Genomic DNA, 20,723 nt, shown 5'->3' with positions numbered 1-20,723 from the left:
ATTTTTTGACCCATCTACACACAGTATACTTTGATCTACCATCTACCCACTGCCCCACCGCGTTCAGTTCAATCCTCAACCCCATTCACAGAGTCATACTCCCAACTAATTTTAAGATATTTCACTCATCATTATTGCTCAGGGGGAGCTCCAATAGTTACTCTTCAAAACCATCCTCAAACTCACTTGGTCGATACAAGTCACACTGATCTTGGGATTTTGTGCTACAAGTTGGAGGTGTAACGCTGTATCCCCTTTTGTTTTGCTTGACTAACGTGTAAACTACAGGGTATGGAGAAGAAGAGCAACGAGTGGATTGCTTTTTAAAAAATTCATTTCATAATCATGGTTGATATAAGGAAAACTAGTCTTGATGGCAGATACTGATACAGAAGTCATTATGAAATGGACTTATCTAAATGAATATACAGAGGTGTAACGATTGGCAAACTTTGAACAACTGGGCATTCGCCCGGAATGGTGCGAGATCCTGAAACATCAGGGCATCGCCGTGCCGACTCCGGTACAGGAGCGTTCGATTCCGGTACTGCTGGGTGGACGCGATATTATCGCCGAGGCACAGACAGGAACAGGGAAAACGCTGGCATTTTTGCTGCCGATTATTCAGAAGATTAACGTATCTGACCGTTCGCCGCAAGCGTTGATTATCGCGCCTACGCGTGAGCTTGCGCTGCAAATTACGGAAGAAGCGAAGAAGCTCACGGCAAACGACGATAAACTGCATGTGCTTGCCGTATACGGCGGACAGGATGTGGACAAGCAACTGCGTAAATTGCAGAACGGTACCCAGATCGTTATTGGTACACCGGGTCGTCTTCTGGATCACTTGCGCCGTGGCACATTGAAGCTTGATAATGTGAAAAAACTGGTGCTGGATGAAGCCGACCAAATGTTGCACATGGGCTTCCTGGACGATGTGGAGACGATTCTTAGCGAGCTGCCACACAAACGCCAAACGATGCTGTTCTCAGCAACGATGCCAAAGGGTATTCGCAACTTGGCGAAAACCTACATGAAAGATCCGGAAGATGTAAAAGTATCTTCCCAATCTGTTATTCCGATCAAACAAATTCGCCAGCAGGTGCTGGAATGTACGGATCGCGGTAAGCTTGAAGCGCTTCGCGGCATGATTGATACGTATCGCCCATACTTGGCAATTATTTTCTGCCGGACCAAGCGTCGTGCATCCAAGCTGAACCAAGATCTGCGTGAAGCAGGTTATGCAAGTGATGAACTTCATGGAGATCTGTCCCAATCCAAGCGTGAGAACGTAATGAAAGCGTTCCGCGATGCCAAACTGCAAGTGCTCGTTGCTACAGATGTAGCTGCACGTGGACTTGATGTTGAAGGTGTAACGCATGTATTTAACTACGATATGCCGCATGATGCGGAAAGTTATATCCACCGGATTGGTCGTACAGGCCGTGCAGGCGGTACAGGTCTTGCTGTAACGTTTGCAACAGAGCACGACAGACCGGAACTTGCACGTATTGAACAAGGTATTGACCAGAAGCTGTCCCGTATCCAGTGGACAAGCGAAGGTCCAATTGCTTCGACTGGAGCAGCTAGACGTTCCATTAATAGTCAGGGTGATGACGAACGTTCAGGCGGACGCTCTTCCGGAACTGGCAGTGCCCGTCGCGGTGCAGGCCGTAACGATCGCAGAGATGGCGGACGTGGGGGTCGTGGTTCCCGCGGTGGCGAAGGTGGACGCAGTGAAGGCGGACGCAGTGGTGGTCGTAGCGGTGGCCGCAGCAGCGACAGCAGTCGTGGTGCAGCGGGTCAAGGTGGACGCGGTGCAGGTCGCAGTGGCGATGAGCGCAGCGCAGGTCGTGGTTCTGCACGCAGCAGCGACAGCAGTCGCGGTGCAGCGGGCCAAGGCGGACGCGGTGCAGCTAGCAGCGGCTGGGCTGGCCGTAGCGCCGACAAGCGCACCTCCGGGCGCAGCAGCGAAGGCTCTCGCCGTCCGGAATCCGCAGGACGCGGACCGGCGAAGGGCGACCGTCGCGATTCTCGTCGCGGACGGTAAAGCCTTGGCGCAAGCGGCGATATAGCTGCAATTGCGCAGGCACCATGCCATGCCACAGTGATTGGCATGGCACATATGAGAGGGTTCGGGTACAGATGTACCGAACCATCAGATCAAGGGTCGCGACGGAACCACGTCGCGGCCCTTTTTCACTAGGACAGATGATCATTTCCGCTTATTGTTTTTGTCGTCTGCGAGTGCCTGTTTGCGCGCCTGTTTGATCCATGGAATATGCCATTTAGGTATTCCCCATCTAGTTTTTCTTTCTGTCCGTGTCCTTCGCATAGCACTTGGCTGACTGCCATAAACTTCAAAACACCTCATCCTAGACCTAAGGATGGGGTGTTTTTGGATTAATTCTTATATCATTAGAATCATAACCTTCGATCTGTGGTGCTGACGCGTGTGCAGGGATGGATGAAATTGCATTCGTCTATATACAAGGAGTGAGTTTGCACTAAATTACGTTTTTCTTTCTCAATATATCATCTCTACAGCTGAACATCTGCGTATTGATCCCGATATTTCTCGTTATACACCCGGCCTACCGACTCCGCGAGACCCCCGCGTGCCTTGCTCGGATAGCGTTCAATCGTGTGATAAAGTCTCATGAATCGATCCTTGGGCATAAAGCGGGCGTAGCGGGTAATAAGACTAGGGAATAACTCAATATATTTGCTCTTGCGCACGGCAGCAGCAGCTACGGCTGTAAGTATCTGAATTCCATTGTGGAGCTGTAAAATGTTCACTTCATAGGTCGCGATATAACGAATCGCATCTTCACGGATCAAATCCGGCTTAAGCCGCGCAATCTCACCGATATATTCAGCCAGCAGCCGCTCGAAGCTGCGTAACAGCAAGGGCTTGAGTTGCAGATCCATGTCACTGCGCAGGACAAAGGATTGTAACAGCGCAACCTGTTGCAGTCGAATCCGGTCATTGTAGACGAGGGAGCCGATCTCGCGGAGCATCTCATAGGCAAGTGCTTCATCCTGCTTTCGGGCTTCGGCGACCAGAGCCCAGTTGCGGTTGATTCCCTGGCGGATGATTTCCTCATCCTGTTGCAACGTGCGCTTCAACTCGCGCTGCTGCTCTACCTCGAATGAACGTTTCTGCATGAAGATCAGTAAGGCCAGAAGCAGCAGGGAAACGCTGGCTGCCGCCATGGTCTGATCAATGGTCTCACCGAAATAGGTGGCACCTGCACCGAACAATATGGTAATGAACAGGTCGCGTGCAATGCGGCGTTTCACACGGGAAGTCGCCTTCGCCTGAACGGAGTTCAGGGTACCCCGGCCACAGGCCGTGCACTCATCTTCCCACAGGCAGGTGTACTGTCCACAACGTGAGCAGACTTGCAACTTTTCATAGGCATATGTCGTTCGTTGAAATGGTCGTATGGATACAACTAGTTTAGTACTCATGCTCAATCACGCTCACCATTCAGAATAGTGTAGAGGGTACGATCCGTGTCTTCGCGGGAGATTGGTTTCCGCCGATGAAGCTGGAGTGCAAAACCCTTTATGATGACAAAAAGAAACAATATGGCGAGGCATCCGTATGTAACCATAATCCGTTCCCTTCTATGGCTTGGTAAACAAGCGCTGTTATATTGCAGTTTGCTGGCAATAACTATATCATATTTCCATAGTTGGTACTTTTGTGCCAGTTACAGGCGTGAAATCGTCGATTTTTGTCAGTCATTACAAAACTGTAACTCAAGATAGGGGTGCTTTTCAGAATTTATTAGTAGACTGTTAAGATTTCCTTAAGGCTTGACGCCTATAATAAACTATTCCCATTTTAATCTCAAACGTGAAGGAGTACACCCAATGCTGCGGACACGCAAAATACGCTGGCTCAGCGGAACGATGGTTCTGCTGGCAATTCTAACGCTACTGCTACCTCAAGCGTTGCTGCCACAAGCTGCAGCGGCTCAGGCACAGACAAGCGGAATCGATGCGGTGCTTGTAGCCGATGTAAGTAACTCAATGAATACAAGTGACCGTGACAAGATCAGTAATGAAGCCATGAAAATGTTTATTGATATGCTGCCAGTCCAGGGGGACAAGGTAGGGATTGTCGCTTATACCGATCAGGTGGAGCGGGAAAAGGCTATGCTGGAGATTCAGTCCGATGCGGACAAGAGCAGCCTGAAGGATTTTATTGATCAGCTCGGCCGGGGGCCATATACCGATGTCTCAGTTGGTGTCGCCGAAGCTGTGAACATACTGAATCATGGTGCAGACCCATCCCACTCGCCAATGATCGTGCTGCTGGCGGATGGTAACAATGACTTTAACAAAACCAAAGGCCGTACACAGGCACAATCCGACGCTGATCTGGAAAAATCCGTGAAGGAAGCACAGGATCAGGGTATCCCGGTATATACGATTGGACTGAACGCCGATGGCAAGCTGAACAAGGATGCACTTGCAGACCTGGCCAAGCAGACCGGAGGCAAGTCATTCATTACCGATACGCCGGATGATCTGCCACAGATTTTGAGTGAGATCTTCGCCGATCATGCCAAACTGAATGTGGTGAAGCTGCCCTCTGTAACGGGAAACGGCAGTTATCAGGAAGTTACCGTGAACGTGCCAAACGACAGTGTGCTGGAAGCAAACATTTCGATCATGTCCTCGAAGCCGGTGGAAGTACAATTGACAGACCCTTCCGGACAAGCTGTGGACCTGAACTCGGATGCAGCCAAGCTCTCAACGTCGAAGAGTTATTCACTCGTGAAGCTGTTGAAACCCCAAGAGGGAGACTGGAAACTTCGGGTAAAAGGGGCTCCGAAAGACAGCATCGATATCAACCTGTTGTTCAACTATGATCTTCAGCTCGTTGTGGACCCAATTAAGACCAAGTCCTATACCAAAGGGGATAAGGTTGATCTAGCAGCTAAACTGGAGAATGGTGGTCAGCCACTTCAGGATAATGATCTGTATACAGATATGAAGGCCACGCTGGTTGTGAAAGATGTAGATACAGGGAAAAGCGAGGAACAACCGCTGGAAAACACAGGTTCTGGTTTTGCCGGAACGTTTGAAGTACCGGACAATCATAATTATGAATTGATCATCCGTGCGGAAGAAGACAGCTTCTACCGTGAAAGTGCGCCAATCACGATCAACGCGAGCGGAGCAGCCGGAAGTGGATCTCAACCAACAACGTCTGGCGGTGAACAGGACAAGTCGTTTCCTTGGTTGCCTGTCATCCTGGGTGTTATAGCCCTGATCGTGGTTGGTGTTGGTGCCTGGTTCCTGATGGGCTGGCTGAAACGCAAAAACCGGGGATTTGTAGGTCAGATGGTCGTGGAGATTCGTGATGAGAACACGGGAGATAAGTCATATCCGCAATATAAAAAGCTGGTATCTTTCCGCGGCAGATTCCATCTGCATCAGTTGTTGCAACTGGACCCTGAGCTGAAGGAAACCGAAAAATACGTATTTACGCCCAGCAATGGGGATCGAATTATAGTCCGTAACACCGCAGGCGGTACGCTGGAGAAATCCGGTCGTGCAGTTGATGCAAGCTCAGGCGTTGAACTGAAGAACGGTGACCGACTGAGCATCCCGCTGCAACAGGCGGACAAGACCATTTTAATTGAGTATCTGGTGTGAAGGATTATAGCTAAGTGAACGTAAGCTATATAAGTTGAACTAATCATTTACACGAGAACGCAGAGGACAGAAAAAAGCTGGAGAAGCGGAAGCGTTCGCCTTTATCCCCAGATTTTCACCGTTGAAAAAGAGAATCAAAAAATCTGGGGATAACAGCGATCGGAAGTTTGTTCTGTCATCGGAGTGGCAAGTGTAAATATTCTTTAGTTTGAATTATATAGATTGAAGCATACGTGCGTTAATCTAAGGAGGACAACGAATGAAGCCGATTGTTAGAGAACATATTCAGCAACTGGATGTATCACTTGGCGGAGGTATTGTCAGTGAGAAGATCAGAGTTGATACGATTGATAACCCCATTCTGATTATTGGTCTGGGGGGAACGGGAATTGATGCGCTGCTGCGGCTCAAATATCAGATTAACCGTCGTTTCAAGCTGCCACAGGACCCGGTATCCAAGAAAAAAATGGACAAGCCGGATAATGTGGAGTTTCTGGCTTTTGAGACAAACGAACAGGATCGTGCCAAAAAGTATAAAGGGATCGGACTTGATCCGATTAATGAATTCGTGCTGCTATCCAATGCCGAGATTGGCGGACTTCTTCAAAACCGCAGCGTGCTAGAGCCTTACATTACGGACTGGCTATCTCCAGAACTGAGCATCACGGACGGCATGAACGGCGCCGCAGGTGTGCGTCAGGCTGGACGTCTGCTGCTGTTCACGAAGATTAATCAGGTCGTGCAGGCCATCGACAAAAAGATCAAGACCTTATCCGTAGGCACCAACAAAAAACTGATGGTGTTCCTGCTGACAGGTCTGTCCGGCGGTACAGGCAGCGGCTGTTTCCTCGATATTTCCTATATCGTACGCGGCATTATCGAACGTGATCACGGCTCTGCCGGGATTGACCGCGTCAATACGCTTGGGTATCTGTTCACGCCAGACGTGAACCTTTCCAACAAAAGCTTGAGTGAACACACTCGCGAATACATTCGCAAGAACGGATATGCTGCGCTCAAAGAGCTGGATTATTGGATGAACGTGGATAGCCGCGGTGAGCGGTTTACACAGAAGTACGGCAATATTTTAACAGTTAACTCACCACTACCGCCATTTAACCTGTGTCATCTGATCTCTGCGACGAACACCGAAGGCAAATTGCTGGAGAACGCCTACGATTACTGCATGAACGTTACGGCCGAGAACATTACGAACTTCATGGCAAGTGAGGAGAAGCAGTCGGGTGAGGAGTTTGCGATCCATGACTATATCAGCAACATCCGGACCAACATTGCACAGATGAACAAGGTGTACCCGGCGAACTATGATTACAACATCATCGGTGCATCTTCGGCTGTACTGCCAATCGAAGAGATGACCACGTATCTGGCTTACCGGATGTTCGACAAAATGAACACCATGTTCTCCAAAGCGCCGAACCAGGAGGATACCGAGAAGTTTGCCCGCAAGCTGGGCATTGATCTCGAAAGTGTCGTTAAGTCCTTTGAAGCGCGCGTGCCAGAGCCACTGCCTGGTTATCAGAACAGCGAGCGTTTATCCTATGGCAACGTGGTGAAATCACAGGTTGTGAACATGGACACCGAATTGGAGCAGAACTTCCTGGCTCGTGCCCGTGAAGAATATATCAAGGCGAAGAAACAGCTGCCTGGTGAGATTGCGGGTCAGTTCACTGAACAGATCCGGCGTATGTTTTTGCATCCCGAACAAGGTCCGTTCTATGTCTCTCGTCTGATTTATACGGAAAAAGGTTTCTGTGTACTGAAGATGATTCAGTCGTACATCGAAACGTTGCGTGAGAATGCCTTCCGCATTCCGCGTGATATTGAAGCAGCTCAGGAGCAGTCCGAAGAGAAGCTGGGCGATGCAAAGAGTGCTTTTGTCTCCAAAGAGAAGAAAAAGAATGCTTATATTGAAGCAAAAATTCATGAGTACTGGCTGCACGCCGACGTGGAACGCAACGATCAGATGATCGAGTTCTATGAAGATCTGTATGAGTTGCTGAACCAGGAAAACAGCCGCATTTATAACGTATTTACCGAAACGCTGAATGCCCTTAGCTCGATATTCGCCAAGAACGGTGATCTGTTGACACGCGGCGAAGAACAAGCCGATCACAAAGGCAACAAAACATATTACTGGAACGTGGTAAGTGTACCGGATATCGTCAGTGTGGTGGATGGGCTGCTGGACAAGCGCGATACGGATGATCTGATTCGTGACTTCTCCCGTGAATTGCTGGAAAATTCCAGCCAGTGGGTGAAAGAAAACGAGATTGATATCGTCAGCTCCATCTCTGACTTCCTGAGTGAAAAATTCGGTGATCTGATTACCCGTTCCATGGAAGATTTCCTGGTGATCAAATATGGTCAGGATGAGTCGGTCGAGAAATTCGTGGAACGTTTCATTGCTGGCAAGCTGGATGATGAGGCCGTTCCAGTGTTCAATCTGAGCAACAGTACAGGCAGTCTGCATTTCCCTTCATGGGGATTTGTATCGGTACCGGCACAGGCGCCAGGCATTCTGAAAGGGATTCGTAATTATCAGAACAATGCGGTGGGCAAGTCTCATTTTACCGTCAAGGAAAGTGAAGTGCGTAACCGGATTTTCTGGCTGAACACCCGCAACGGGGTACCACTCTTTGTGTATACACCGCTCAAAGTCTATGAGGAAAGTTATGAACGTACCATTTTGGACAAAGAAGGCATTGGTCGTCACTTGGTGCAAACGGAGAAAAACAACTGGACCTATCTGCCGTCTCCGATTCCGGAGAAATCATGGGGAGATGTGTACGAGAACGCCCGCGTGAAGCAGTATAACGCCCGTGTACGTAGTGAATTCGAGCAGGCGCTTGGATACAACATCGTAATAGCCAAATCCATTGATGAAAATACAAGCAACCGGTATGCGATTGTGACAACAGAAGCGTTTGATTTGTCTGCCAAACTGGGAGCCTACGACATGCGTCTGACGTCTACCACGCCGAACCTCGGCGAAGTGAAGCGGGCCGTGATTGAGCTGAAACGTTTGCAATCCGAAGGGTTGCCGCGTGTAGGCGTTAAGGATATTTTCGGAAGTATTAATGAAGATATGGCCAAAGAAAACCTGGTACGCTCTCCGCAGTTGATCGCACGTGTCCGTGAGGAACTTGCGAAGATGAATGCCATCTCGGCCAAAGTTGCCGAACTCGAAGGCATTCTTGCCCAGTACCAGGACGAGGAACAGTGGTATGACCGCTTCATCGAAGCGTTATATACCGACACCATCGTCAAAAAAGGTGCGCTCTATGTTTATGACCGTGACCCGGAAGAAGACGCATGGGAGCCGTTCGCAAACCTGATGAAGAGCCGTAACTTTGCCGAGTATGAAGTGTTTGGCAACTTCCGAGGTCTGGCGGAGAAGGATCGCAGTACATTGCTGCGCAAAGCCTCCCGCCGTGATAACGATCTTACAGCCTCTGAGGATATCACCCCATTGCTGACAAAGCTGGATGATCTGGCTGCGCTGTTCATGGAATCACGTGATCGTCTCGAATACGAGCGGGTAGAGCTGGCTAACGGAGAAGACATCTATCAGTTCTACAGAACGATGTCGTCCAAGCTGAACGACATTCGCAGAAGGCTGAAGTAAGATGGTGACCGGGATGGAGTTCAATTCGAACAATACCCTGAAGCGTGATCTGGAGAAGTATGCAGCGCAGTATGCAATAGAGCAGGAGCGTCAAGGCAGCCTGGGTGATGGACGCAGCAGTATCCATTACCCGGCACTGTTCCTGTTTGTGGGTGATCTGGTTGCACCTGCCGTGTCTGCCGTGCAGGAGATCAATCGGCTGAAGTGGGATAACGGAGACGGTGTGGTCTACGTTCAGATCGGGACAGAAGATCAGGAAGCACCTCCGGTTGAAACGAGAAATGGTGGCTCGTCTGATGATGGTCAGGTGACTCGTCACCGCTTGCCTTTGTCCGCTGGGCAGACAGAGCGACCGTCCAAAACACGGCGTAAAGATGTACATCGCAGTTTCCACGAATCGGATCAGGCGCTCTTTGATCTGAATCGTACGCTTCGGCGGGTAAGTAACCGGATTGCCGAATATGGACGGTTATATTCGTCATTTGATCGGATTTACGTTACGGTGGTAACCAGAGCGGATGATCCGTTGAATGTATTGTTGCCGGAGCTCACCAAGCTGACGGAGACCATTCTGTCCCAAGCCTTCAAGTCGGTGCAGACGGATCTACATGTATTGGTCAGTGAGATGGAACAGGTGGATTCCTTCGGGTATGCCAGCGCAGCAGGTCTTGCTTTTCTACGGGAACTGGATTATATGCAGTCCTTGGACTATACGTTCAGCGGTAATCTGCTGGTGACGGAGGATGTGATCTCCATTCCTGTTACACATCCCGCTTCGCCGTTGTTTGATCTGGTATATCTATTGTCCGATAAAAATGAGCGTGGAACCGGCGTTCCCGGTGGCTGGATCGAAAATGCCGAGATCATTTGCCGGATCTGCTTACTGAAGAACAGGAAGCAGGATGTGGATCACTCGGGTACCGTTTCAAGCACGGGAGCGAACACATACAACAATACATCTTTTAAAAACAATATTCGTACCACCTCTAATCAGCATGGTTATGCAAGTGCGGGTTTTGCCGAGATTAGGCGGCCAAACAAGCCAATTGCCTTGGCGGTGTTATATCACATGTATCGGTATCTGCTCGCACGCATGCGGCAGGAGCCGGATTGGAGCATCAAGGACAAGCTCGCTTTCTTCGGATTGGATGCGGCCTCGGTGGAACGCAAAGTCGAAGGTCTGCTGCCCAATGAAGATCTGGTTAGTGGCATGAGTGGCATCATGACGCATAACGTTAGTTTCTCTGATCTGAAGCCTCTCTCCCTTCGTGAAGCGGAGAGAGCGTTGTTTGGACAAGGAGCTGAAGCGTACTTCCGCGATAACGTTGTCCGTCTTGTCGAAGAGCGTGTGCGTGAGCGCAGCTCTGGCGGCTCTCTGCGCCGTCAGGCCGAACAATCCCGCGCGGAGCATTCAGAGGTTGGTTACTTCCAGTGGGCGGCCTGGAGTGACAGTGAGCCTGGCAGTGTACGTGAAGCGCTGCTCGGATTGATTCGGGATAAATCGATGCAGCTTGAATCCGCACGTGCTTTGCTGGAGCAACGTCAGCAAGAGCGAGTGGAAGATCAGTCGTTCAAACGAGCGTTGTTCCGTGATAAACAGAATGTACGCAATCTGATTGACTGCATGCTGGAGCGAGTGTATGTACCGAAGGTAGAATTACTGCGACTGGAAAATGAATTACATCTGCTGCGCAACTACGATACGGAGATGGAAGAGCTTCACCGTTTTAGTCGCCACGTCACAGCAGCACTTGAAGCGCTGGAACGCACACTGCGCGAGACAGCTACCCAAAGTATCGCCGCTGCGGATGAATACATTGGCCAGAACGTGATGGAGTACTACGGCAAAGTGACGGAAGAGCTAATCATCGACCTGGAAGCCAAGCGCGGACGGGATGTATGGTTTGAGGACCGTTACATGGGAGACATGAACCGGCTCGCCACAGAAGGTGATGATCGTCTGCTGAAACGTCTGATGGAGGTATGTCACTCCTTGCTGCTTACGGCCGAGCCGTTGCGATTGCCATTTGAAGAAGAGTTGTTGCAGCGGGCCAATGTAACGATTGCCTACGGAGATAAAGACGTATTAACCCGGGATGATCTGTTCCGCAGGTTGTACCACACGCTGGAGGATCAGGCAGTTGTTCGGGTACGCGTATTCGATTATACGCAGGAACATCGGTATGAAGAGAAGTATTTCTTTGGTGACCATCATAGTGCTTTCATGGACTACGCGGCGCATGCCGAAGAGACGTCTCGCATCTACAAGTTGGGTGTGGTGTACGAAGAACGCAGTAGTGGCGTGGAGAAGCTGAATCTGATGGGAGGTTTCCATCTGGAGGATCTCATGGTGTATCGGAACGGTAAGGTATATTACGACTCGTATACGGAAAATGGCTATGAACTTCACCCCGCAGGTCTGGTGGAGAAGTTGTCACCCATCCGTTAAGACGTCTGGCGGTATCCTACACCCAGCACCAATTTTGTATTAACTCAGCCTGCTTACGGCTGGTATGGAAAGGATGCATGTGGACATGCAGCGAAAAATCAATCTTCTCCTGGTCCTGTTTAGCCTGATAGGCGGGGCGGTGGGCTTTGCGGCAGGAGAAATCATGCTGCGTCAATGGCTTGGGGAGATGCCACGTCTGTTGCTGATGGGATTATACTTTGGGATACTTGCGCTGAGTGTGGGATTGTTCTGTTTGATCGCAGAGATGATCTCACCCAAGCTGAATGGCGCTTCATGGAAGCTGCGATATCTGGGACTGTCGTGGAAACTGCTTGTTCCGGCAACACTCGCTCTGTTGTTTGTTGTTGGACTGGCTCTGCAATTGTTGTATCAGATCAATCCAGGCGGTGTGAAGCAAGTGAAAGACATCGTACTGATGATCGACAACTCGGGCAGCATGAGCGAGACAGATCCGGATAACGGACGCTTTGAAGCCGCCAAGACACTGATTAGCCAAATGGAGAGTGACAAACAGGTAGCTGTCATTACGTTTGATGACCAACCGCAGTTGTTACAGCCGTTTATTGCGCTGGATAGTGAAGCGGCCAAGAATGAGGTTTATAGCAAAATCGATGGCATTGTCACAACTTCGGGCGGCACCAATTTTGATGCCGTGTTGCGGGAAGGCATGGAGCAGATTCAGGGAAAACAGGACCCGAAACGCGGTACCGTTGTCATCTTGTTATCCGATGGCTTCAGTGAAGCGGATACGGCAGATATTTTGTCCCAATATAACAACGAACAGATTTCCATTAATACAGTCGGCCTCAGTCTGGTGGACCCATCAGGAACGGATTTGCTGCGTAATATTGCCCAGCAAACGGGTGGCATGTACTATGATGTACCAGATTCCGGTGGTCTGAATCTGGCATTCCAGCAGATCTACGATACGATTGATGAACGGACGCTGGTGACGGAGCGTACAGGCATGATGGAGCATAGCGTTTATCTGGCGATTTTCCGTGTAGCAGCCGTGTTACTGATTGGCGTGGCGCTGGGTGTGTCACTCGGACTCGTATTTGATAACCGTCATCTCGCGCTCAGCTTTGGTATTGGCGGTGCGGTGTCGGGTCTACTGGCAGGGCTTCTGCTGGAGTGGGGACTCGACGGTTCGAACGTGGGTGATACATTCGTACGTCTTGGTGCGATGCTCATTTTGTCTGGCGTATTGACCCTCTTCTCCTGGATTGTTCCGATTAAGGAGAACACGCCGCGGAAGAGCAGGGGTCGTCGTGAAGCGGGCGGCGGAACTTCTTCTGCCGAAGGGTTTGGTCAGAGACCAAGAGATACACGCAGCAAAGGATTCTAACGTCTGGAGGTCAATGGAAATGCGGTTTACGGATGCAGACCCTTCGACACCCTTGATTCGAAAGCTGACACTTGCGGTGGACGAAGGACGTTGTACACTTCGCTGGCTCTGGCCGGAACGGGTAGAAGCTGTGTATGTGGAACGGCTGGAGCTGGATATGATGAGCGATGATCGTACTGGGGAAGAGCCTGCACAGGGCAAGCTGAAGCTGTACACGAGAGAGGAATATAAGGCGAGCAATGGTTACACGGATCGGATCACAGGTTTTGGTGCCATCAAGTACACCGTGTATGTGTGTCAGATGGAGGAAGAGGGACCTGTACTGATCCGTCAACGAGACGAGGACAACATGGTGATTGCAAGCGCAGGGAAGGCGGATATCCGCTTTTCCATTCGCTACAAGAGCGGTTTTTTTCAGAAACGAAAAAGTGTATTGATCACCGTCACAGCGGAAGTACCTGTTCCAAAGGAAGCTCTCTGTTATGTTCGCAAACAGGGCGGGGTTCCGCTGAATAAGGAAGATGGTACGGTGTATCCTTTTGTGAGTGATTTTGCTCCCGGAAGAAATGAGATGCCGCCCGTTGAAGTTGCCAAGGATGATTATGTGCGATTATTCTTCACGGACGGACCGAAATATGGAGCCGCCTATCGGCTTATATCAGACTAGATAGTTGGACTAGCGATTGGAAGGTTACTCTGTCATCGTAGTGCAAGTGTAAATCACCTTAGTCTAACTGATCAGGGGAGGGGAGTGGCTATGAGCTTTTTTAGTCGGTTTTTGAAGAGACAACAGCCGGAGGAACGTCCGCTGTTTTACGATATTGTATGCCCTTATTGTTTCAGCAAGTTTTCACCGGAAGAGGTGGTGTTCCGCGCCGCCCATCACCGCGATGATGATGAGGACTACGCACTCGGGGAAGATGCGAAGTTGAATCGGTATCGTGAAAGGTTCGGACTCGACACGGTATTTGATATGGAGGCCGTATTGGCACCTCATGATGTACCGGAGGAACATCGTATTTATTCCGATAACATCGTGATGGGTCTGAACGATCGATACGGTGTCGTTACACGCCGCCGGTTGTGTCCGCAATGTCATAACGAGCTACCTGTTACGGCTGGTAAAGCACCGAGCAACATCATTTCCATTATTGGTGCGTCCCAGGTGGGTAAATCCGTCTACATGACTTCATTAATTCATACATTGCAGCATTATACAGCGGATCATTTTGACGCGGCTTGCATGCCACTGAATGCGGAGATCAGCCGACGGTTCCGTGCGGATTATGAAGAACCGTTGTTCGAACGGGGCGATCTGCTGGATTCCACCCAGAAGGAGAAGTTGCAGGAGCCGTTTATCTTCCAATTTGTGTTCAAGGACGAAGATAAAGCACCGCTGACCCTGGTGTTCTTTGACGTTGCGGGTGAAGGTATGGTGGAGCAGGATTATCTCGGACTTCACGGGCAGCATATCAAGAACTCGGCAGGTATCCTGTTTATGGTGGACCCGCTTCAGATTCGTTCGATTCGGGACAAAATTCGCATTAACCTCGGCAACGAGCCGGGAGAGTGGACGCCACGATACGATGAGCCGCGTGATGTGGTGCTGACGATGTTCGGAGATTTTATCGCGTATCAGGACAAAGCCAAAACGAATATTCCAACAGCCGTTGTGCTCACGAAAAGCGACATGCTGCATTCCCTCAAAGATGAAGAGGGGGATTATATCAAATCGAACAGTAATGTCTTCCGCAACATGGTGCATCGCGATTGGTTCGACTTAACCGAGTTTGAAAATATCGACGGGGAGATCCGGCGTTTTATCGAGAAGGTGGATCGTCCGTTCAAGGGTACGATGGATGTGTACTTCAAGGATACAGCTTATTTCGCAGTATCTGCGCTAGGCAGCAATCCGGTGGATATGAAATTGCAGGGTGTGGTTAGCCCGATCCGCGTGGATGAACCCTTCCTATGGTTACTCTACAAGCTGAAGTACATTGAGGGGAGAGTGGGATGATGCGTTCTTCCGTAACCCCGCCCATTGAACAACAGTTGTATACCCGAGAGCGGCGCGGGGTGTTTCGCACAACAGAGGGGTTCGATACGGTTGCGGCATCGCCGGGACTGGACCCTTCTTTTATCAAAAAAGTGCTTCACCCCTACTGTGTCTATGACGCTCCAGCGGAGCTAACAGGCCGTAGCGAGAAGGACGAGACGAAGTTTCCGGCTTCCATTCACCTGCTTCATCTGGAGAGTGGAGAGACGATTATTGGGCAAAATGTGTACCAGGCTGCGGATTTCACCGGGCTGCGAAGTGCCTTTTTTGCACATAATTACGTCTTGTCTCCCGAACGCTCGGAAGAGCAGATGAAACAAGGCGGCTGGCTGGATGCCGTGTTCGCCACGTCCTATGACATCGAACAAGGTACAGTTCTACCAGCGCTTGCTGAATTGCCAATATCGCAGGGAAGCGGCCCTGATTCATCGCCAAGCCAGATGCTGAGCGCCTTGAAGATGAACGAAGTGCTGTTCAAGCGCTTGCTCTATGCGGTAATGCAGTCTGTAGCGACACGCAGAAAAGTATACATTGCGCTGGACCTTCCCGCAGAAGAAGTGACCGCAGGTGCCAAAGGATTGTTACGTTTGCTGTACACAGCGTTACCATACGCCTTCCGGCGGCAGCTGGGATTCATGACGTTTGCCAAGGAGCCGCAGGGCAAGAAGGGCATCCACATCCAGTTTGTAGAGCGGGGGACGTTGCGTCCGAAAGACCGGAATACGGAGAAGGACTTCACCTTTGATCTGGTATCCGGCAGAGTGACACATGCGGATGCATCAGTGGCGAAGTTACCTTATGCGGAATTCGCCTGGGCTTTATTGCAGGAACCTCGTGCTGCGGATGCGTTCTATACCTTTGCGGACGAAATGCTGTCTGGCATGGAGCCTGGACGGGAGCTTTCCATTGAAGCCTATGGCGAACTATCGGTGTTCTATGCTCTTGAACAAGGCATGGAAGATCTGTACCTGGATAACAAAAGCCATGTCCTGAGTGGCTTGTTGACCTATCTGAAGCCGGATGGTGGATCGCGGCAACGTTCCCGCCTGAACGAGCTGTTCCTGACCTTGCTCAGCCGAGAACTGGACAGTGTGAAGCGCGAGAACGTACCCGAAGAAGACGTTGCTGCTCGCATTGGAGAATACTTCAGTGTTGCCGCGCCTGTGGTGCAATCCTGGATTGTGGACTATTTCATCTACGGTGTGAATAATGCCCGCGCCCAGAAGCGTATGCGTGCTGTGCAGGAACTGTATGCTGTGCTGGATCGGCATACGCAGCTGAATCGGGCATTCTTTGATAAAGTGCTGGCCAATGAATCGCTCACCAAGCTATTGTTCGAGCCTTATCTGGATAATCAGCTGAAACGTACCGAATCGGCAGCGAACGTTGTGGAAGTGATCCAAAAATGGATTACGTCCCATCCATCTGCGATCCACTACAGCTTCTTGCTGGAGCGGACAGCCAGTGAGCTGCGTGAACGGTTATGTTCTGCACCTAATCCGGTGCAAGCTGCGAATGAAGCACTCCAGCGCGTTAGCATACTGGATCAGGTACCAGCTGAGAGTATTTATGATACAGGTATTACTGCACGAATTGGTCAGTCTGAATCTACAGCCCGCTCTAATCGAAAAGGTAAATCTCCGTCTGCCAGTCAAGATCCGGCATATCAGGAGGAGTTAACCCGCCTTGCAGACAAGCTTGCTTATGTCATTAACCTGTTTATGATTCAGGATCTGGATCTGGAACGGGTTAACCGTGAACAGCTGTTAAGTATCGATATTTTGCAGCATGGCAATGAGGTTCGGGATTGGGCGGCACGTCAGGGCTCGGATGTTTCCGCTCGAACGAACATGATGCTGGCAGCTAGAGCGTGGCTTAGTGGCGAGGGGAATGAAGAAGAGGCATTGGAGGCACTTTCCCTGGCAGAACGCAATGAACTTCAGCGCTGGACGCGTCGCTGGCTTGCCGGAGAGCTGCAGGCTCATCCGGGGATCGAGGCATATGAAGCTTTGCCGATGGCTTTTTATCGGGGAGGAAGCGGCAGCAATCGGTTGGATTATCCTGGCCTGATTGAATTCATCCGCACCAATGCAAGTCGTGCTGAAGGGCTGTATCCATTCTTCGATTGGTCAGGAGATCATCGAATGTTTGTCCGGGGTTCCAATGCGCATAAAGGATATGCGGATGCCATCGTGGCTTATTTCAAAGCCCATGACCGTGAAGCTTTCAAGTCGAAGTCGGCTTTCAAACCGTATTATGCAAGAGCCAGCAAGACAATGAAGCCGGTCTATGATCGTGCGAAGACGGAATTGTCCTCTCCACTGGTGCGGATGCTAACGGGTAAAAGGAAAAATCTGTTCGGATTAATCCTCTTGATCCTGGTTCTTGGTATTGCTGGCGGTACATATGCATGGATGAAAGATTCTGTAGAGCCGCCAGAGGCATCCCCTCCATCTACCCAGGAGCCTGTCATACCGGCTGAACCTGAGGTGCAGCTCGCGGAGCAGATTGCTTATATGATTCCTGCGAGTGAACAGGAGGATACGCAATCACCTGCTCAACTTGTGATCCGTTTCAGGAATGATACGGGAAGCACTGAGTTTGAGCAAGGCAAACTTCAATTGACGATGAAGGATGGCAGCACTCAAGAGTTGGATGCTACAGGTAAGTGGGAGAGCTTTAATCGGAATGAAGAGCCTGATACCCAAGATACCTCCGATGGTGGCTCAGGAAGTACTTCCGAAGGAGGCACGGATGGTTCCTCAGCGGGAGACACGGGGAACACAGAGCAGACGCAGGATGGCGATCAGCAGGCAGACCCATCATCTGGTGACTCCACTTCAGATCCTGCTACCGACACAACAACGGATACCGGTACGAATGCATCGTCTAATGCTGCGAGTGGAGACACGGATCAAGGTACTGATGCAGATCAAGCTACAGGTTCGACATCACCTGACACATCTGTATCCAATGAACATGATGCGGATGCGACCACTCCTGCACAGATGTCTATTGGAGAGGTAGATCGCCTTTATCCGTATGGATTGCAGATCGATCTTCCAGCAGATATTGATGCCGAGAGCATTGTCAGTGTGAAGAGTACGCAGGGCAATATGACGATAATCCAATTGATGCCGCAGCCTAATTAAGCTGTAAATCATCATATTATTTGAGTGTGTTGCATAGAATCATTGAGTGTCTTTTGATCCAACAATGAAAAAAATGCTGATTTCATACCTTATTTAACGAGCGTATGTGAGATGACCTTGAACTTGAATTTCAAGGTCATCTTTTTTTATTTGATATGGCGGCTGAATAGATTGAACTAACATTTACACAAAAACGGAGAGGACAGAAATAACCTGAAGAAGTGAAGCGTTCGCCTTTATCCCCGGATTTATCCTTTAAAAAAGGATCAAAAAATCTGGGGATAACAGCGATCAGAAGGTTGTTCTGTCATCGGAGTGGCCACATTCACAATTCAGACACAAAATTTGCGATTCAAGAGTTTGAAAGACAGTCAGAAATGATAAAGTGCGCGGAATGAATGAGAAAAGATCTCATATGCACTTGGGAAAAGAGGGAGATTTCTGCTACAGAAAGAGCAAATAAAGCACGAAAAGAGAAGAAAATTTGGTTTTTTATGTTGACAAATGATAATGATTATCAGTATCTTTAGTGTAGAAGATATTTGCGTCGGAAATACACAGAATTACAATTTCGTTTTTGTTGTCATAGCCGGATTACATAACCGGGATAAATGAGAGAGGGATGATCGCATGTTTCGTCTGGAGACGACCAAGCTGGATATCGCTTATGAGGAAAGACTAATTGTAGAGGATCTGAATATTCAGATTCCCCAAGGAAAAATTACAGCACTTGTTGGAGCCAATGGTTCAGGGAAGTCAACCATCCTTAAAACGATGGCACGTATTATGGCTCCAAAAGCAGGTAATGTATTGCTCGACGGGAAGTCCATCCATAAACAGTCCACGCGTGAAGTTGCCAAGCAACTTGCGATTTTGCCACAGAATCCAACAGCCCCTGAAGGTCTTACCGTTACTGAACTGGTATCGTATGGTCGCTTTCCTTATCAAAAAGGATTTGGCTCCATGCGTGCGGAAGACAAACGCATGATTGAATGGGCTATCGAAGTGACAGCCATGACTGAATTCCATGATCGTCCGATTGATCAACTTTCCGGTGGACAGCGTCAACGTGCCTGGATTGCCATGGCACTTGCACAAGAGACGGATATCCTTTTCCTGGACGAGCCGACTACGTTCCTGGATATGGCTCACCAGCTCGAAGTATTGCAATTACTGGAGCAACTGAATGCCACAGCCAACCGTACCATTGTTATGGTTGTACATGACTTGAATCATGCTTCCCGCTACGCACATCACATGATTGGTATCAAAAAAGGTAAAGCCATTGCTCATGGTTCACCTGTGGAAGTTATGAATTCGGATGTGCTTCGTGAAGTATTTAACATTGAAGCAGATATTGTGATTGATCCGCGTTCCGGTGTACCGCTCTGCTTGCCTTACGCTCTTGCAGGCGAACGTCAGCAATCGAAGACGCCAGAGCAGATGGTCATGAACAGTGCGATGGTTCATGCTGGAGGACGGACAGAACCACGTGTTCAAGCGACAGGAAGTTAACGAAATGGGCCATATGTGGTCATTACATTATAGAATGAAGCCGCTGTGCGCTATCGCACGCGGCTCTTTTGCATTCATGGGGAATTTGCAACGCATGGGAGCAAAGGGGACGGGTAGACCCGGGATTTGGTAATCGCATTGGATCAGGTCTATAATAATAGGACAGGCTGTGAGTCCATTGGTTATGCCAACGTGCTCGCAACAGCCCAAACCAACATATGTCATGGGAGGAATCAGTCATGTCCGTATATTCATATCAGGCGGTAACCACCGCGAACCAAGAAGTCTCACTGGATCTGTATCAAGGTAAGGTATTGGTCATTGCTAATACAGCCAGCAAGTGTGGGCTGACCCCGCAATACGGTGAATTGCAAAAGCTTTATGATCGTTATCGCGATCAAGGCTTGGTTGTACTGGGTTTCCCTTGTAACCAGTTTGGAGGGCAGGAGCCAGGTACAAGTGAGGAAGCGGAATCATTTTGCCAGATTAACTATGGTGTGAATTTCCCGGTGTTTGCCAAGGTAGATGTGAATGGTGAGGACACTCATCCCCTGTTCCAATACCTGAAGGAGCAACAACCTGGCGTAGGTGAAACAAGCGACATCCAATGGAACTTCACCAAGTTCCTTGTTAACCGTGAAGGTGAAGTGGTAGGTCGTGTTGAACCGAAAGAATCTCCGGAGACAATGATTGCAGATATCGAGAAATTGCTCGGTTAATACATGAACGTTGAGAAGCCTGTCCTTGCATAAGCAAGGATAGGCTTCTTTGATTATTTTATATAGCGTGGCTATATTCTCTTCACAGGTAGGGGGTGGCTTCAGGGTAAATTTGTAAGCGTTTACCAATTTAAAAAT

At 49.6% G+C, this 20,723-nt stretch carries 12 protein-coding genes; 10 read left to right on the top strand and 2 right to left on the bottom strand.

What is annotated here, in order from left to right:
• Nucleotides 1-442: 442 nt before the first annotated feature.
• Nucleotides 443-2,050, top strand: coding sequence for a DEAD/DEAH box helicase (locus MKY87_RS13500; RefSeq protein ID WP_074092592.1), 1,608 nt, complete (start codon nucleotides 443-445; stop codon nucleotides 2,048-2,050).
• Nucleotides 2,051-2,541: 491 nt separating this feature from the next.
• Here the strand turns inward: MKY87_RS13500 and MKY87_RS13495 are convergent, their stop codons facing one another.
• The gene (locus tag MKY87_RS13495) at nucleotides 2,542-3,474 is read right to left on the bottom strand and encodes a hypothetical protein (RefSeq protein ID WP_338588874.1); all 933 of its coding nucleotides are present in this window, start codon (nucleotides 3,472-3,474) and stop codon (nucleotides 2,542-2,544) included.
• A 2-nt stretch (nucleotides 3,475-3,476) separates the two neighbouring features.
• A complete protein-coding gene (locus MKY87_RS13490; RefSeq protein ID WP_340964870.1) occupies nucleotides 3,477-3,620 on the bottom strand; it encodes a hypothetical protein in 144 nt (47 codons plus the stop codon).
• A gap of 262 nt (nucleotides 3,621-3,882) precedes the next feature.
• Between MKY87_RS13490 and MKY87_RS13485 the strand changes: the two genes are divergently transcribed.
• From MKY87_RS13485 to MKY87_RS13445, 9 genes are all read left to right on the top strand, one after another.
• Nucleotides 3,883-5,676 carry a vWA domain-containing protein gene (locus MKY87_RS13485; protein WP_340964868.1) on the top strand — a complete coding sequence of 598 codons (1,794 nt, stop codon included), beginning with the start codon at nucleotides 3,883-3,885 and terminating at the stop codon, nucleotides 5,674-5,676.
• A gap of 259 nt (nucleotides 5,677-5,935) precedes the next feature.
• Entirely contained in the window at nucleotides 5,936-9,325 is a 3,390-nt protein-coding gene (locus MKY87_RS13480) for a tubulin-like doman-containing protein (RefSeq protein ID WP_340964865.1), read from the top strand.
• 13 nt (nucleotides 9,326-9,338) lie between these two features.
• Nucleotides 9,339-11,774, top strand: coding sequence for a transcription initiation factor TFIID (locus tag MKY87_RS13475; protein WP_340964863.1), 2,436 nt, complete (start codon nucleotides 9,339-9,341; stop codon nucleotides 11,772-11,774).
• An 85-nt stretch (nucleotides 11,775-11,859) separates the two neighbouring features.
• Nucleotides 11,860-13,143 carry a vWA domain-containing protein gene (locus tag MKY87_RS13470; RefSeq protein WP_340964861.1) on the top strand — a complete coding sequence of 428 codons (1,284 nt, stop codon included), beginning with the start codon at nucleotides 11,860-11,862 and terminating at the stop codon, nucleotides 13,141-13,143.
• A 19-nt stretch (nucleotides 13,144-13,162) separates the two neighbouring features.
• Nucleotides 13,163-13,810 carry a beta-mannanase gene (locus MKY87_RS13465; RefSeq protein ID WP_076209731.1) on the top strand — a complete coding sequence of 216 codons (648 nt, stop codon included), beginning with the start codon at nucleotides 13,163-13,165 and terminating at the stop codon, nucleotides 13,808-13,810.
• Between the two features lie 90 nt (nucleotides 13,811-13,900).
• Entirely contained in the window at nucleotides 13,901-15,160 is a 1,260-nt protein-coding gene (locus MKY87_RS13460; protein ID WP_024632789.1) for a TRAFAC clade GTPase domain-containing protein, read from the top strand.
• The gene (locus tag MKY87_RS13455) at nucleotides 15,157-18,351 is read left to right on the top strand and encodes a GAP1-N2 domain-containing protein (RefSeq protein ID WP_340964859.1); all 3,195 of its coding nucleotides are present in this window, start codon (nucleotides 15,157-15,159) and stop codon (nucleotides 18,349-18,351) included. Before MKY87_RS13460 ends, MKY87_RS13455 begins: the two co-directional genes overlap by 4 nt.
• Before the next feature lie 630 nt (nucleotides 18,352-18,981).
• Nucleotides 18,982-19,866: an ABC transporter ATP-binding protein gene (locus MKY87_RS13450; RefSeq protein WP_091012819.1), complete on the top strand. Its 885-nt coding sequence runs from the start codon at nucleotides 18,982-18,984 to the stop codon at nucleotides 19,864-19,866.
• A 239-nt stretch (nucleotides 19,867-20,105) separates the two neighbouring features.
• Nucleotides 20,106-20,585, top strand: a complete 480-nt coding sequence (locus MKY87_RS13445) for a glutathione peroxidase (RefSeq protein WP_047840764.1) — start codon at nucleotides 20,106-20,108, stop codon at nucleotides 20,583-20,585.
• The last annotated feature ends 138 nt before the right edge of the window (nucleotides 20,586-20,723 follow it).

Origin of the sequence: Paenibacillus sp. FSL R7-0198 (genome assembly GCF_038000415.1) — a bacterium.
GTDB lineage: Bacteria > Bacillota > Bacilli > Paenibacillales > Paenibacillaceae > Paenibacillus.
This window is presented reverse-complemented; position numbering and strand designations above follow the sequence as displayed.